Below are 16,339 nucleotides of genomic sequence, written 5' to 3' on the forward strand. Positions count from 1 at the left end.
GGAGCGCTGACAAGCTTCCGGGACGTGGCCGCCGGACGACGGGTCGGGTATTGCGGCGCCCTTAGGACGGCGTGCGCGGCGGTATCTCGATCGGTCTCCTCTGGGCTTGCCCTATCATGGCGAATGCGACGATTTACAGCTTTGGTTCCATCGCCTTGAGTCCGTCACCTTTCCGCGCATCTCATGCTGCCTGCGGGCGGCTGTCCGCGATTTCCGGGAGTTCATCATGATCGGTCTTGTTCGCGCCGTCACACTCTGCGCCACGCTGGCGCTCGGCCTTTGTGCGGCGCAAGCCGCGGACAAGGCGTTCAAGCGCGACGACCTCGCCGATTCCGCGATCAAGCTGGAGGCCCAGATCAAGAGCGAGGCGGGGCCGGTCGCCAAGACCAGCGCGACGCTGAAGACGGACGCCGACGCCGCTTTCCGGCGCAACGATTATCGCAGCGGGCTGTCGGTGCTCGGCCAGATCGCGGCCACCACGCCGGAGGACACCGGCAACTGGCTGCGACTCGCCAAGGTCATCTTCCAGATCTCGCCGAAGAGCTCGAGCGAGCAGACCTTCCTGCTGGAGCGGGCCTCGACCGCGGCCTACATCGCCTACATGCGCGCCGGCAATCCGGGCGAGGAGGCCGACGCGCTCGCCGTGCTCGGCAAGTCGCTGGCCGAACGCAAGCTGTGGCGGCCGGCGCTGGATGCGCTGCGGCTGTCGCTCGACATGCGCGAGGTTGCCGACGTTCGCGGCCAATATGAGAAGATGCGCGACGAGCACGGCTTCCGGCTGCTCGACTATAGCGTGGACTCGGATTCGGCGAGCCCGCGCGCCTGCTTCCAGTTCTCCGAGGAATTGGCCAAGCGCACCGATTTCGCACCGTTCCTGGCGCTGGCGGGGCAGGACAAGCCGGCGCTGTCCGCCGAGGGCAAGCAGCTCTGCGTCGACGGGCTCAAGCACGGCGAGCGCTACAACGTCAATCTGCGCGCCGGCCTGCCGTCCACGGTGAAGGAAGGCCTGCCGAAATCGGCCGAGTTCAACATCTATGTGCGCGACCGCAAGCCGTTCGTGCGCTTCACCAGCCGGGCCTATGTGCTGCCGCGAACCGGGCAGCGCGGCATTCCCGTGGTCAGCGTCAACACGCCCGCGGTCAGCATCAGCGTATTCCGGATCGGTGACCGCAACCTGATCAACACGGTGATCGACAGCGACTTTCAGAGGATGCTGTCCAAGTATGAGCTCTCAGGTCTCGGCGACGAGCGCGGCGTCAAGGTCTGGTCCGGCGAGCTCGCGACCGCGACGACGCTGAACCAGGACGTCACCACGGCATTCCCGGTCGATCAGGCGCTCGGCGAGCTTCAGCCGGGCGTCTACGTGATGACGGCCGCGGCCAAGGGCCCCAGCTCGGAGGATTATCAGCTCGCCACGCAATGGTTCATCGTCTCCGACCTCGGCGTGTCGGCCTATTCCGGCAATGACGGCATCCACGTCTTCGTCAACTCGCTGGCCTCGACCGATCCGGTCGGCAAGGCCGAGGTGCGGCTGGTCGCCCGCAACAACGAGATCCTGGCGACCCGCAAGACCGACGACAGCGGCCATGTGCTGTTCGAGGCCGGCCTTGCGCGCGGCGAGGGCGGCCTGTCGCCGGCGATGCTGACGGTCACCGGCGAGAAGACCGACTATGCCTTCCTCAGCCTGAAGTCCTCCGCCTTCGACCTGTCCGACCGCGGCGTCTACGGCCGCGCGGCGCCCGCTGGCGCCGATGCCTTCGTCTATGCCGAGCGCGGTGTCTACCGCTCCAGCGAGACCGTCTATCTCACCGCGCTGTTGCGCGACGGGCAGGGCAATGCCGTCACCGGCGGGCCGATGACGCTGGTGATCGAACGCCCCGACGGTGTCGAATACCGCCGGGCCGCGTTGGCCGACCAGGGCGCCGGCGGCCGAACGCTGGCCGTGCCGCTCAACTCGGCCGTGCCGACCGGGACCTGGCGGGTGCGCGCCTTCACCGATCCGAAGGGCTCCTCGGTCGGCGAGACCACCTTCATGGTCGAGGATTACGTCCCCGACAGGATCGAATTCGACTTGTCCGCCAAGGACAAGCTGATCAAGGCTAACACTCCAGTGGAGCTTAAGGCGGACGGCCATTTCCTCTATGGCGCGCCGGCCTCGGGGCTTGCGCTCGAAGGCGACATGCTGATCGCGCCCGCGGCTGAGCGCCCGGGCTTTGCCGGCTACCAGTTCGGCGTCGCCGACGAGGAGACCAATTCGAACGAGCGGACGCCGCTGGAGAACCTGCCGGAGGCCGACGCCAACGGCGTTGCGATCTTCCCGGTGACGCTGGACAAGCAGCCGGCCTCGACCCGGCCGCAGGAGGCCCAGATCTTCGTCCGCATGGTCGAGACCGGCGGCCGCGCCGTCGAGCGCAAGATCGTGCTGCCGGTCGCGCCCGGCGCGGCGCAGATCGGCGTCAAGCCGCTGTTCGGCGAGAAGAACGTCACCGAGGGCGACAAGGCCGAGTTCGACGTGGTGTTCGTCTCGCCCGAGGGTGAGCGGCTGCGCCGCGACGGCCTGCGCTACGAGCTCCTGAAGATCGAGTCGCGCTACCAATGGTATCGCCAGAACAATTATTGGGAGTACGAGCCGGTCAAGTCGACCTCGCGCGTTGCCGACGGTGACGTGACCATCGCGGCGGACAAGCCGGCGCGGATTTCCCTTACCCCCCAGCCCGGCCGCTACCGGCTCGACGTGAAGTCGAGCGACGCCGACGGCCCGGTGACCTCGGTGCAGTTCGACGTCGGCTGGTATTCCGACGGCAGCGCCGACACCCCGGACCTGCTGGAGACCTCGATCGACAAGCCGCAATATTCCTCCGGCGACACCATGACGGTGTCGGTCAATGTCCGCAGCGCCGGCAAGCTGACCGTCAACGTGGTCGGCGACCGCCTGCTGACGACGCAGACCATCGACGTCAAGGAAGGCACCGCCCAGGTGAAGCTCCCGGTTGGCAAGGACTGGGGCACCGGCGCCTATGTGGTGGCGACGCTGCGCCGTCCGCTTGATGTCGCGGCTCAGCGCATGCCGGGCCGTGCGATCGGGCTGAAATGGTTCGGCATCGACAAGCAGGCCCGCACCGTGCAGGTGAAGCTGTCCCCGCCGGCGCTGGTCAGGCCGAATTCGGCGTTGAAGATTCCGGTCAAGCTCGAAGGTCTCAATCCGGGCGAGGACGCCAAGATCGTGATCGCCGCGGTCGACGTCGGCATCCTCAACCTCACCAATTACAAGCCGCCGGCTCCGGACGATTACTATCTCGGCCAGCGCCGCCTGAGTGCCGAGATCCGCGATCTCTACGGCCAGCTGATCGACGGCATGTCCGGTACGCGCGGCCAGATCAAGTCCGGCGGCGATGCCGGTGCCGGCGAATTGCAGGGCTCACCGCCCACGCAAAAGCCGCTCGCGCTCTATTCCGGCATCGTGACCGTCGCCGCTGACGGCACCGCGGAAGTCAGCTTCGACATTCCGGAGTTCGCCGGCACCGCCCGCGTGATGGCGGTGGCATGGACCGCCACCAAGCTCGGCCGCGCCAACACCGACGTCGTGATCCGCGACCCCGTCGTGCTGACCACGACCCTGCCGCGCTTCCTGCTCAGCGGTGACCACGGTACGGTCAACCTGGAGATCGACAACGTCGAGGGCCAGGCCGGCGACTACGTCATCAACGTCAAGACCGGCGGCCCGGTGAAGATGACGGGCAATCCAGCGACCACCGTCAAGCTCGCCGCCAAGCAGCGCAATGCGTTCTCGCTCGCGCTCGACGCCACCGCGGCCGGACAGGCGACGCTCGACGTCGACATCAAGGGGCCGAACGGCCTGACGCTGGCGCGGCACTACGCGTTCGACATCAAGGCGGCGACGCAGGTGCTGGCGCGGCGCTCGATCCGGACGCTTGCGAAGGGCGAGAGCCTGACGTTGACCTCGGACATGTTCTCCGACCTCGTGCCGGGCACCGGCAGCGTCTCGGTCTCGGCGAGCCTGTCGACCGCGCTCGACGCCGCGACGATCCTCAAGGCGCTCGACCGCTACCCCCACGGCTGCTCGGAGCAGATCACGAGCCGCGCCATGCCGCTGCTCTATGTCAATGACCTTGCGGCCGGCGCGCATCTCGCCATGGACACCGAGGTCGACCAGCGCATCCGCGACGCGATCGAGCGGCTGCTGGCACGTCAGGGCTCGAACGGCTCGTTCGGCCTCTGGTTCGCCGGCGGCGACGACGCCTGGCTCGACGCTTATGTCACGGACTTCCTGACCCGCGCCCGCGAGAAGGGTTTTGCGGTGCCCGACGTGCCGTTCAAGAGCGCGCTCGACCGCATCCGCAACTCCGTCGTCAACGCGAACGAGCCGGAGAAGGACGGCGGGCGCGAGCTCGCCTACGGCCTCTACGTGCTCGCGCGCAACGGAACCGCGCCGATCGGCGACCTCCGCTATCTCGCCGACACCAAGCTGACCAATCTCGCAACGCCGATTGCGAAGTCGCAGCTCGCGGCGGCGCTCGCCCTGGTCGGCGACCGCAACCGCGCGGAGCGGGTCTATGGCGCCGCGCTCGACAGCCTCGCGCCGAAGCCCGTCCTGGAGTTCGGACGCACCGATTACGGCTCGCAGCTTCGCGATGCCGCAGCTTTGGTGTCGCTTGCCAGCGAAGGCAACGCGCCTAAGGCGACGCTGACGCAGGCGGTGTTGCGGGTCGAGACCGCGCGCGGGCTGACGCCCTACACCTCCACGCAGGAGAATGCGTGGCTGGTGCTGGCGGCGCGCGCGCTGGCCAAGGAGAACCTGTCCATGGAAGTGGACGGCCAGCCGGTGAAGACCGCGCTCTATCGCAGCTACAAGGCGGATGCGATGAGCGGCAAGCCGCTGAAGATCACCAATACCGGCGATGCGCCGGTGCAGGCCGTGGTCTCCGTTTCCGGCTCGCCGGTCACGCCGGAGCCGGCGGCGTCGAACGGCTTCAAGATCGAGCGCAATTACTTCACGCTCGACGGCAAGCCGGCCGACATCAGCAAGGTCAAGCAGAACCAGCGCTTCGCGGTGGTCCTGAAGATCACCGAGGCCAAGCCGGAGTACGGCCACATCATGGTGTCGGATTATCTGCCGGCTGGCCTGGAGATCGACAATCCGAAGCTGGTCTCGTCCGGCGACAGCGGCACGCTGGACTGGATCGAGGACGGCGAGGAGCCCGAAAACACCGAGTTCCGCGATGACCGCTTCACCGCGGCCGTCGACCGGGCCTCGGACTCCAAGTCGGTCTTCACCGTCGCCTATGTCGTGCGCGCGGTCTCGCCGGGCAAATACGTGCTGCCGCAGGCCTATGTCGAGGACATGTACAATCCCTCGCGTTATGGTCGGACGGCCACGGGCAACGTCGAGGTGCGGGCGGCGAAGTGAGTGATGGTGGGATGAGCGAGGTGACGCCGCGTACACAATCGTCATGCCCGGGCTTGTCCCGGGCATCCACGAAGTTTGGTGCGGCTGGCGAGAACGTGGATGGCCGGGACAGGCCCGGCCATGACGGAGCAAGGGGCTGGGGCCATCGCGTCCTCTCCGCCCTCGCGTTCACCGTCATCCTCGCCATCATCGGCTTCGTCGGTTGGGTTTACTCGCTCGGTCCGCTCCCGCTCGACGAGGCCCGGCAGGTCTCAACCACCATCGTCGACCGCAACGGCAAGCTGCTGCGTGCCTATGCGATGGCGGATGGCCGCTGGCGGCTGCCGGTCGATGCCGGGTCCAACGTCGATCCGACCTATCTCAAGCTGCTGCTCGCCTACGAAGACCAGCGCTTTTACGCCCATGACGGCGTCGATCCGTTGGCGCTGGGGCGCGCTGCGCTGCAGCTCGCAACACGCGGCCACATCGTCTCGGGCGGCTCGACGATCAGCATGCAGCTGGCCCGGCTGATGGAGCCGCGCCGGCAGCGCTCGCTCTATGCCAAGCTGCGGCAGATGGTGCGTGCGATCGAGATCGAGCGAACCCTGAGTAAGGAGCAGATCCTCGACCTCTATCTGGCGCTGGCGCCGTATGGCGGCAATCTCGAAGGCATCCGCGCCGCCTCGATCGGCTATCTCGGCAAAGAGCCGAAGCGCCTGTCGCTGGCGGAAGCCGCGCTGCTGGTGGCGCTGCCGCAATCGCCGGAGACGCGCCGGCTCGACCGCCATCCCGAGGCCGCGCGCAAGGCGCGCGACCGCGTGCTTGACCGCATGGTCGAGGAGCAAGTGGTCAGCGCAGAGGACGCACGCCAGGCCAAGGCCGTGCCCGTGCCAAGACTGCGCAAGCCGATGCCGATCCTGGCGCCGCACGCCTCCGACACCGCGCTGTCGACGGTCAAGGACACCTCGGTCGTCAAGCTCACGCTCGATGCGAATTTGCAGAAGGTGTTGGAGCCGCTGGCGCGCGACCGCGCCATTGCGCTCGGGCCGAACATCTCGGTCGGCATCATCGTGGTCGACAACGAGAGCGGGGACGTGCTCGCCCGCGTCGGTTCGGCCGATTATTTCGACGAGAGCCGGGCAGGGCAGGTCGACATGACCCGTGCGATCCGCTCGCCGGGCTCGACGCTGAAACCCTTCATCTACGGGCTCGCCTTCGAGGACGGCTTCATTCATCCGGACAGCCTGATCGACGATCGTCCGGTGCGCTTCGGCTCCTATGCGCCGGAGAATTTCGACATGACCTTCCAGGGCACGGTGCCGGTGCGGAAGGCGCTGCAATTGTCCTTGAACGTGCCTGCGATCGTGCTGCTCGACCGGGTCGGCTCCAGCCGGCTTGCCTCGCGGCTGCGGCAGGCCGGCGGCAATCTGGTTCTGCCCAAGGACGAAGCGCCGGGGCTCGCCATGGGTCTCGGCGGCGTCGGCGTGACGCTCCAGGATCTGGCCCAGCTCTATGCGGGCTTCGCCCGTCTCGGCACTACCAAGCCGCTGCGCGAGGTCGTGGCGGACAAGGACGACCGCGAGCCGCTCCGGCTGCTGGACCAGGTCGCGGCCTGGCAAGTTGGCAACGTGCTTCTGGGAACGCCGCCGCCGGAGAATGCCGCTCACAACCGCATCGCCTTCAAGACCGGGACCTCCTACGGCTATCGCGACGCATGGTCGGTCGGGTTCGACGGCCGGATGACCATCGGCGTCTGGGTCGGCCGACCCGACGGCGCGCCGGTTCCGGGCCTGATCGGGCGCGTCGCCGCCGCACCGATCCTGTTCGATGCGTTCGCGCGCAGCGGCAGGACGCTGGCTCCGCTGCCGAAGCCGCCCAGGGGAACCCTGGTTGCCAGCAACGCCAAGCTGCCGTTGCCGTTGAAGCGGTTCCGTCCCGTCGGGGAGCTGGTGCGGACCGGCCGCGAGCAGGCCCTGCACATCCAGTTTCCGCTGAACGGCTCGCGGATCGATGTCGATCGCTCCGGCGGGCAGGAGAGCGCGGCGATGCCGGTCAAGGTCGCCGGCGGCGTTCTGCCGATGACCGTGATGGTTAACGGCACCGCGCGTGGCGAGATCGACGGCCGCCGCCAGCGCCTGATCGATCCGCCCGGTCCGGGCTTTGCACGGCTCACCGTGATCGATGCCACGGGCGCCGCGGACACAGTCGTCATTCGAATTCAATGAGCCTGCCTTAAGCGGTTGTGGCGATGGCGGTTTCAGCGTAAGCGGAACCAATGGCCGAGACCTACCCAGCCCCCCGTTTTGGAGCCCCCCGCGAACCGAAATCGCCTGCAAATCCGGGCAGCGGACTCGTGCGCATGCTCGATGTCGTCACGGCCAGCCATGCCCGCGCCGTCGCCTTCCTGCTGCTATGCGCGCTGCTGTTGTTCCTGCCGGGCTTCTTCACGATCCCACCGATCGATCGCGACGAGGCGCGGTTCGCCCAGGCCACCAAGCAGATGGTCGAGAGCGGCGACTATGTCGATATCCGCTTCCAGGAGGACGTCCGCTACAAGAAGCCGATCGGCATCTACTGGTTGCAATCGGCGACGGTGGAAGCCGCCCAGATGCTCAAGCTGCCGAAGGCCGAGTTGCGGATCTGGGTCTACCGGCTGCCGTCGCTGTTCGGGGCGATCGGCGCCGTGCTCATGACCTATTGGGCCGCGCTCGGCTTCGTCACGCGGCGCGCCGCGGTGCTGGCGGCGCTGATGATGTGCGCCTCGGTGCTGCTCGGGGTCGAGGCGCGCCTCGCCAAGACCGATGCGATGCTGCTGCTCTGCGTGGTCGCCGCGATGGGGGCGATGGCGCGGGTTTATCTGTCGTGGCAGCGCGCCGAGGACGAGACCCATCCGCCCTGGAGCTGGCCCGCGATCTTCTGGACCGCGCTGGCGGTCGGCATCCTGATCAAGGGCCCGCTGATCCTGATGTTCGCCGGGCTGACCATCGTTGCGCTGGCGATCCAGGACCGCGATGCCTCCTGGCTGTGGAAGCTGCGCCCGGTCTGGGGCCTGATGTGGATGCTGGTGCTGGTGCTGCCCTGGTTCGTCGCGATCTTCTGGCGCGCGGGCGAGGCCTTCTTTGCGGACTCCGTCGGCGGCGACATGCTGAGCAAGTTGGGCGCCCAGGAATCCCACGGCGCGCCGCCCGGACTTTACCTGGCGCTGTTCTGGATCACGTTCTGGCCCGGCGCGCCGCTCGCGGCGATGGCGGCGCCCGCGGTGTGGCGGGCGCGGCGGGAGCCCGGCGCGCAGTTTCTGCTGGCCTGGCTGATCCCGTCCTGGATCGTGTTCGAGGCGGTGCTGACCAAGCTGCCGCATTACGTGCTGCCGCTCTATCCGGCGATCGCCATTCTCACCGCCGGTGCGGTGGAGCGGCGCGTGCTGTCGCGCTCCTGGCTGATGCGCGGTTCGGCCTGGTGGTTCGCGATCCCTGCGGCCACCTCGATCATCGCGGTGGTCGGCGCGGTGATCCTGACGCGGCAGCCCGCCTTCGTGGCCTGGCCGTTCATCGCGGCGTCGCTGATCTTCGGCCTGTTCGCCTGGTGGCTCTACGACAACAACCGCGCCGAGCGCTCGCTGCTCAACGCGCTGGTCGCGGCCCTGATGCTGGCTGTGATCGTGTATGGCATCGTGTTGCCGTCGCTGACGCCGCTATTCCCGAGCATCGAGGTCGCGCGCGCGCTCCGCAACGTCACCTGCGTCGGGCCGAAGGCGGCTGCGGCCGGCTATCACGAGCCCAGCCTCGTGTTCCTGACGGGCACCCAGACCGTGCTCACCGACGGCTCGGGCGCGGCGGATTTCCTGCGGCAAGGCAGCTGCCGTTTTGCGCTGATCGAGCAGCGCTCGGAGCGCAGCTTCGTGCAGCGCGCCGAGGCGATCGGGCTGCGCTACAAGGTCGGGACCCGCATCGACGGCTACAATTTCTCGCAAGGCCGCGCGATCTCGATTTCGATCTTCCGGTCGGAAGGCACCGAATAGGATGCCTGTTACGACCAGCCCCGCGCCGCGTCCGGGCTACCTCGCGCAATTACTCGCCGTGTCGAGGCGCGCGCTGGCGCAGCTCGTCCGCACGCCCTCGCATTCACGCCGCGCCGAGGCCGCACGCAAGCTGGCGCGGCATTCGCTGTGGCTCAGCGCGGCGGGCGCGGCCTTCATCATCGTGCTGATGGTCGCGTTCGACCGGACCGAGATCCAGCTGATGCCCCCTCGCGGCACGCCCAGCCTGTGGCCGATCCGCATCCTGACCGATTTCGGCAAGGACGAGTATCTGCTCTCGGTGCTCGGGGCTGCGCTGGTGGTGTTGGCGTTCGTCGCGGCAGGGCTTCACGGAACGCGCCGCGCGCTGCTGCTCGGTCTCGGCACGCGGCTGCAGTTCGTGTTTCTGTCGATTGCCGTGTCGGCATTCGTCGCCGAGATCCTGAAATATTGCATCGGCCGCGGACGTCCGTTTGTCGGCGGCAAGGCCAATCCGTTCAACTTCGTTCCGTTCGAGGGGACGGGGGCTTATGCCAGCCTGCCGTCAGGCCATGCCGTGGCCGCGTTCGCCCTGGCGTTCGCGGTATCGGCATTGTGGCCGCGCCTGCGCGTCTTCATGTTCACTTACGCAATCGTGATCCTGTTGACGCGGCTGGTGCTGGTCGCCCATCACCCGAGCGACGTCGTGGCCGGCGCCCTGGTCGGCACGATCGGCGCCATGGCGGTCCGCTACTGGTTCGCGGCCCGAAGGCTGGGCTTCGCCATCCGCGCCGACGGCACCATCGTGCCGCTTGCGGGGGCTGTCTCGGGCCGCCTCAAAAGGGTTGCCCACGAGGCATCCGCCCCATAAAAGCGGCTGCCTGCCGGGACCGCCGGTTCCAATGGCAGGCCAATTCCAACCACGAGCCTCACTTGCCGACGTCCCAGCCTTCGGTTTCCCAGCCTTCGGTTTCCATCGTCGTTCCCGTGCGCAACGAAGCCGACAACATCGCGCCGCTGATCGCGGAGATCGGCGCGGCGCTCGACGGCCGCTGGGACTACGAGATCATCTACGTCAACGACGGCTCGACCGATGCGACCGGCGAACGGATCGCGACGCTGATGGCGCAGCGGGACAATCTGCGCCAGCTCCGCCATGCCAAATCGGGCGGTCAATCCGCGGCGGTGCGCAGCGGGGTGCGCGCGGCGCGCGGCGTGATCGTGGCGACGCTTGACGGCGACGGCCAGAACAATCCGGCCTTCCTGCCCGACCTCATCGCGGCGGTTGAGAAGGGAGCAGGGCGCGTCGGCCTCGCTGCGGGGCAGCGCGTCGGACGCAAGGATACCGGCTTCAAGAAATTCCAGTCGCGCGTGGCCAACGGCGTCCGCAACGCCATCCTCAAGGACGGCACGCGGGATACCGGCTGCGGATTGAAGGCGTTCCGGCGCGAGGTCTTCCTGATGATGCCCTATTTCGACGGGCTGCATCGCTTCCTGCCGGCGCTGGTCCGCCGCGAGGGCTACGACATCGCCTATGTCGACGTGATCGACCGGCCGCGCCATTCCGGCGTGTCGAATTACGGTTTCTTCGACCGGCTCTGGATCGGCATCATGGATCTCGCCGGTGTGTGGTGGCTGATCCGCCGCAAGAAGCCGACACCAGACGTGACTGAGGTGACCGCATGATCATCCAATACGGTCAGGCGCTGAGCAATTATCTCTACGACGTCTTCGTCGCCAAATTCGATTTCTGGCTGGCATTCGGCCTCGTCGCGCAGCTGTTCTTCACCGCGCGCTTCCTGGTGCAGTGGATCGCGAGCGAGCGCGCCGGCAACAGCGTGGTGCCGATGGCGTTCTGGTTCTGCTCGATGGGCGGCGGCCTGATGACGCTGGTCTACGGCGTGGTGAAGCGCGAGCCGATCATCATCCTCGGACAGTCGCTGGCGACCATCATCTACATCCGCAACATCATGCTGATCTGGAAGAACCGCGGCAGCGCCTCGAAGACGCTGGAGCGCTGATCCGGAACTTGGCTCGGGACGTCTCCTAAAGCCGTGTGAAATGTGACCCAATCGACTCTTGCTATTTCAAAACCGATCGGTTCATATATCAACTATGCGTCGCCCCGCCCGAGTACAGCTGTCCCGTGGCCGCCCCCGAAGTTTCGACACGGAAGCCGCTGTCGAACGCGCGATGAACGTGTTTTGGTCGCGCGGCTATCACGCCACGGCGCTGCCGGACCTTCTTCGTGCGACCAGGCTCTCGCGTGGCAGCCTTTACGCTGCTTTTGGTGACAAGCACTCGTTGTTCTTGCGAGCGCTCGATCGCTACATCGCCATTGCCCTGACGCGGATGGATACCGAACTCGACCACGCCAGAGAGCCGGTCGACGGCCTGAGGGCCTATCTTGCCGGCTACGTCGACCGCAACAGCGGTGCCAATGGTCGGCGCGGTTGCCTGCTGGTCGCCACAGCCATGGAACTGGCTGGCCGCGACACTGAGGTCGATCGTCGCATCGGGAATTTCTTCAAAGCCATGGAGGCTCGGGTGGCCGATGCGTTTTCCCGGGCGAAGGCAGCGGGCCAACTCGCCGATGGTGTCGAGCCTTCGAGCGCCGCCCGAATTATCGTCTGTTTTGTCGAAGGGCTGCGGGTGGTCGGCAAGACGGCACCGACACGGATCATTTCGCAAGCCACCGTCGACGCTCTTCTCGACCGCTTCATCAGGTAGACAAACCATGGACCTTTCCGCTGTTCGCAGGGCAATATCTGGACCGAATGGTCTTGAAAAGAGCGATGCCATGTCCGCTCTCCAGATTGTCTGCGCGGTGGTGGTTCCCTTGCTCTGGGGCTATCAATTCGTGGTCATCAAAGTGGGCGTGACGGAGTTTCCGCCGCTCTTCTTCCTCGCACTTCGCTTCCTGGCCATCGCGCTGCTGCTCGTTCCGTTCGTCGAAAGGCCGACGCGGCGGCAGCTCGGGCCTGTCGCAGTCATTTCGCTTTTCCTGGGTGGATTGAACTTCGGTCTATTCTACGTGGGTCTCGGCCTCGGCTCGGGAAGCATGTCGGCCGTCGCCTATCAACTCGCTCCGCCCTTCACCGTCCTGTTGGCTTGGCCGCTGCTCGCGGAGAGGCCGTCTCTCACCACGTCCGCCGGCGTGGTACTTGCGTTCGTCGGCGTGGTCGTGCTGGCGGCGGGGCCTGGCTTGTCGGGGAACGCACTTCCGCTGCTGCTCGTGGTCGGAGCGGCTTTCGCATTTGCGGTGTCGAACGTCTTGACGAAGCGCTATGGCCCTTTTGATCCCCTGATGTTGATGGGCTGGTCGTCTCTGCTCACGGTGCCGCAGGTCATGCTGATGTCGTTGCTGCTCGAATCCGGACAAATGGCGAGTCTTGTCACGGCAGACGAACGAGGCTGGCTGGCGCTCGCCTATACGATCTTCGTCGGCGGAATCGTCGGGTTTGGCCTTTGGTTCTGGCTGATCGCCCGTTGCTCGATGGTGCGCATCGCGCCCTTCGGTCTGCTGCTTCCGGTGTTCGCATTGACTTGCAGCGTTGTCTTCCTCGACGAACGCATGAGCCCAAAGCTGATCGTCGGCGGGCTGCTCGCGATCTCGGGCGTCGCCATAACGCAGATGCGCCCGCGCGCCCGACCTGCCTGATTGTCGAGCCTCGCGTCGTGCCGACTTCAGTCGGCGCCCGTCCGCCTAGCGCGGCACCGCCGAGGCCGCGCCTGAGGCGGGCAGGGCGGCCGTCTCCGCCTCGGTCCTGCGATAGGGCTCGCCGGCCGCGTCCAGCACAGGGTAGGCGACTGAGCAGATATGCGAGTGGATGCGTCTGAGGTCGCGCAGCACGTCGAGATGCAGTGACGTCGTTTCGATGGTTTCGGGGCGGCCCTCGCGCAGGCGATCGAGATGCCGCTCGACCGCGGCAAGCTCGGTGTTGCGCAGCGCGGTTTTCTCCACCAGCAGCTTGCGCGCCTCGTTGGCGTCGCCCGACATGAAGACGCCGAACGCGATCCGCAGCGAGTCCATCGTGCGCTTGTGGAAGGCGGCGAGCTCGTCTGCCCCTTCCGCCGAGAACTGGAAGCGCCGCTTGATCTTCTTTGTGGCGAGCTCGATCAGGCTCTTGTCGATGATGTCGCCGATGTGTTCGAGGTTGATGGCGAAGGAGATGATCTCCATCGCGCGCCGTCCTTCGCTCTCGTCGAGGCTGCCCCGCATCAGCTTGGTCACGTAGAGCTTGATGGCCTCGTCGAGACCGTCGACGAGATTGTCCATCTTGGAGACCTGGTCGACCAGCGCACGATCGCCCGTCATCATCGCGGCCATCACCTTGCGCAGCATGACCTCGACGAGATCGCCCATGCGCAACGTCTCGCGGGCGGCGTCGGCGAGTGCCAGCGACGGCGTCTCCAGTGCGGTCTCGTCGAGATAGCGCGGCCGGGCCGGGTCGGCCTCCTGCACGCGATCCGGAAAGAGACGAGTGAGCAGGCGCGACATGGCGTCGAGCAGGCCGATGAAGACGATTGCCGTGCCGACATTGAAGGCGATGTGGAAGGCCGCCGTCATCTTGGCGAGATCTGGCTGCCAGGCGTGCATATGCTCGGCGATCCCGCCCAGGAAGGGCAGGACCAGCGCAATGCCGATCACGCGGTTGACGAGATTGCCGACCGGCAGGCGATAGCTCGCAGGATTGTCACGCCTGGCGCCCTCGAACACGGGATTGATGGCGCTGCCGAGATTGGCCCCGAGCACGAGCGCCAGGGCCGCGTAGGGCGTGATGAACTGCGAATAGGCCAGCGACATGATCAGGAGCACGCTGGCAACGCTCGAATGCACCGCCCAGGTGACGAGGGCGGCGATGACGATGCACAGGATGGGATCGCCTGTGATGGCCGACATCACGACGCGGACTCCGGGCGCGTTCTCGGCCGGCGCCAGCGTGTCGAGCAGGATGTGCAGCGAGAGCAGCATCAGGCCGAGGCCGATGCAGACGCGGCCGATGTCCTTGATCCGCGAACGCGGGCCGGAACGGAACGCGACGAGGCCGAGCACGAACAGGACCGGCGCAATTGCTGCGATGTTGAACGACAGCACCTGCACGATCAGCGTCGTGCCGACATTGGCGCCCAACATGATGGCGAGCGCGGCGGCGAGGCTGACAAGGCCTTCGGCCGCGAACGAGCTCGTGATCAACGCGGTCGCCGTGCTGCTCTGGAGCAGGGCGGTGAGCCCGAGGCCGGCGGCAAAGGCGTTGACGCGGTTGCCCAGCGCCTTGCCCAGCAGGCGCCTGAGGTCCGGACCGAAGGCGCGCAGAATCCCGCTGTGGACCATGTGCAGGCCCCACAGCAACAGCGCCACGCCGCCCATGAGGTCGAGCAGAACCAACGTTCCCATTCTCCGTGTCCGGATTGGAGTCGATTGGTGAGGCTAGCGCCAAACGGCAGTGGATCAAATCATTTGTTGGCGCGTCGTCGTTAACGTTTACGACACTTGCACGTTCCCGCGCGTTCGCCGCGGCGCACGTTGCGCGGCGGCCGCGTCGCGCCTGGCGCGTCAGCAGGCGCAATGCCCTGTGAGCAGGCTCACATTGCCGCTTTGAGGGCAGCAAAGCCGCGATCGAGATCGGCCTTCAGATCGTCGGTGCTCTCGAGCCCGATGTGCAGGCGCAGAGTTGGCCCGCCGGGCGCCCATTTGGTCGCGGTGCGATAGGCGTCGCAATCGAAGGGAATCGCAAGGCTCTCGAAGCCGCCCCAGGAAAAACCCATGCCGAACAGCTTGAGCGTGTTGAGCATGGCGTCGACGGCCTGCTGCGGCGCCGGCTTCAGCACGATGCTGAACAGGCCGGATGCGCCGGTGAAGTCGCGCTTCCAGATGGCGTGACCGGGATCGGTCTCCAGGCCCGGATGCAGCACGCGAGCAACCTCGGACCTGGCAGCGAGCCAGCGCGCCATGTCGAGACCGGAGCGATGATGCTGCGCCAGCCGGACCGACAACGTGCGCAGGCCGCGCAGCGCGAGGAACACGTCGTCGGGACCGGCGCAGACCCCGAGCAGGCGGATGCCTTCGGCCACGATCGGCCAGGCCTCGGCGTTGGCCGAGATCGTGCCGAACATGATGTCGGAATGGCCGCCGATATATTTGGTGGCGGCCTGCATGCTGACGTCGACGCCCTGTTCGAGCGAGCGGTGATAGAGCGGCGTTGCCCAGGTGTTGTCGTCGATGACGAGCGCGCCCTTCGCATGCGCGACCTCGGCGATGGCGCGGATGTCCGGCATCTCGAACGATTGCGAGCCCGGCGCCTCCACCAGCACCGCGCGGGTGTTCGGCTTGAACAGCTTGTCGATGCCGGCACCGATCAGCGGGTCAAAGTACGTGGTCTCGACGCCGTAGCGGGCGAGCATGCCGTTGCAGAAATTGCGCGAGGGGCGGTAGACGTTGTCGACGACCAGAATGTGGTCGCCGGCCTTCAGCAGCGCGAGCAGCGTGGTGGAGATCGCCGACAGTCCCGACGGCACGATGCCGACGCCGGCGCATTGCGGCCCCTCCAGCGCCATCAGCGTCTCCTGGAACGCCTTGGTGGTGGGGGAACCGTGGCGGCCATAGGTGAACTCGCCGCGATGGGCGTGCAGGTCCTCGGCGGTCGGATAGAGCACGGTTGAGCCGTGGAAAACCGGCGGATTGACGAACCCCTTCTGCGCCTTGGTGTCGCGGCCGGAGGTGACCAGCCGGGTCTCGGCCTTCTGCTCTTGGGGGTGCGAGGAATCCATGCGCCTGCTTTCAAAACCGCGTTTCCCGTCGGGGCTGGGCGCCCGACGGGACGGCCGAAAGGCCGCTGTCGTTAATAACAGAACACAGAAGAGTCCCGTCAACCCCTTGACCCGGCACGCCAGTCGTTCTGTGATGCGCAGGTGCTATTCAGTCGCCGCATGTTGAG

Annotated in this window: 10 protein-coding genes; 8 read left to right on the forward strand and 2 right to left on the reverse strand. The window is 66.7% G+C overall.

Going from position 1 to position 16,339, the window contains the following annotated elements; genetic code table 11:
• Window positions 1-226: 226 nt before the first annotated feature.
• The 8 genes from DCM80_RS27710 to DCM80_RS27745 all read left to right on the forward strand — a co-directional run bounded on the left by DCM80_RS27710 (window position 227) and on the right by DCM80_RS27745 (window position 13,062).
• Window positions 227-5,428, forward strand: coding sequence for an alpha-2-macroglobulin (locus DCM80_RS27710; RefSeq protein WP_257194600.1), 5,202 nt, complete (start codon window positions 227-229; stop codon window positions 5,426-5,428).
• Between the two features lie 95 nt (window positions 5,429-5,523).
• Window positions 5,524-7,632 (forward strand): penicillin-binding protein 1C, encoded by a 2,109-nt coding sequence (gene pbpC / locus DCM80_RS27715; protein WP_257194601.1) that lies wholly within the window; start codon window positions 5,524-5,526, stop codon window positions 7,630-7,632.
• Window positions 7,633-7,682: 50 nt separating this feature from the next.
• Entirely contained in the window at window positions 7,683-9,425 is a 1,743-nt protein-coding gene (locus DCM80_RS27720; RefSeq protein WP_257194602.1) for a glycosyltransferase family 39 protein, read from the forward strand.
• Between the two features lies 1 nt (window position 9,426).
• On the forward strand, window positions 9,427-10,272 hold the full coding sequence (locus tag DCM80_RS27725) for a phosphatase PAP2 family protein (RefSeq protein ID WP_257194603.1): 846 nt from the start codon (window positions 9,427-9,429) through the stop codon (window positions 10,270-10,272).
• A 62-nt stretch (window positions 10,273-10,334) separates the two neighbouring features.
• Entirely contained in the window at window positions 10,335-11,087 is a 753-nt protein-coding gene (locus tag DCM80_RS27730; RefSeq protein WP_257194604.1) for a glycosyltransferase family 2 protein, read from the forward strand.
• Complete coding sequence (locus DCM80_RS27735) at window positions 11,084-11,422, forward strand: lipid-A-disaccharide synthase N-terminal domain-containing protein (protein WP_257179649.1); 339 nt, start codon at window positions 11,084-11,086, stop codon at window positions 11,420-11,422. Before DCM80_RS27730 ends, DCM80_RS27735 begins: the two co-directional genes overlap by 4 nt.
• A 172-nt stretch (window positions 11,423-11,594) precedes the next feature.
• Entirely contained in the window at window positions 11,595-12,131 is a 537-nt protein-coding gene (locus DCM80_RS27740; protein ID WP_257194605.1) for a TetR/AcrR family transcriptional regulator, read from the forward strand.
• 70 nt (window positions 12,132-12,201) lie between these two features.
• The gene (locus DCM80_RS27745) at window positions 12,202-13,062 is read left to right on the forward strand and encodes a DMT family transporter (RefSeq protein ID WP_257194606.1); all 861 of its coding nucleotides are present in this window, start codon (window positions 12,202-12,204) and stop codon (window positions 13,060-13,062) included.
• 45 nt (window positions 13,063-13,107) lie between these two features.
• Here the strand turns inward: DCM80_RS27745 and DCM80_RS27750 are convergent, their stop codons facing one another.
• Window positions 13,108-14,799, reverse strand: a complete 1,692-nt coding sequence (locus tag DCM80_RS27750) for a Na/Pi cotransporter family protein (protein WP_257194607.1) — start codon at window positions 14,797-14,799, stop codon at window positions 13,108-13,110.
• A gap of 188 nt (window positions 14,800-14,987) precedes the next feature.
• Window positions 14,988-16,172 carry a cystathionine beta-lyase gene (gene metC, locus DCM80_RS27755; protein ID WP_257194608.1) on the reverse strand — a complete coding sequence of 395 codons (1,185 nt, stop codon included), beginning with the start codon at window positions 16,170-16,172 and terminating at the stop codon, window positions 14,988-14,990.
• Window positions 16,173-16,339 lie beyond the last annotated feature (167 nt).

Origin of the sequence: Bradyrhizobium sp. WBOS08 (assembly GCF_024585125.1) — a bacterium.
GTDB lineage: Bacteria > Pseudomonadota > Alphaproteobacteria > Rhizobiales > Xanthobacteraceae > Bradyrhizobium > Bradyrhizobium japonicum_B.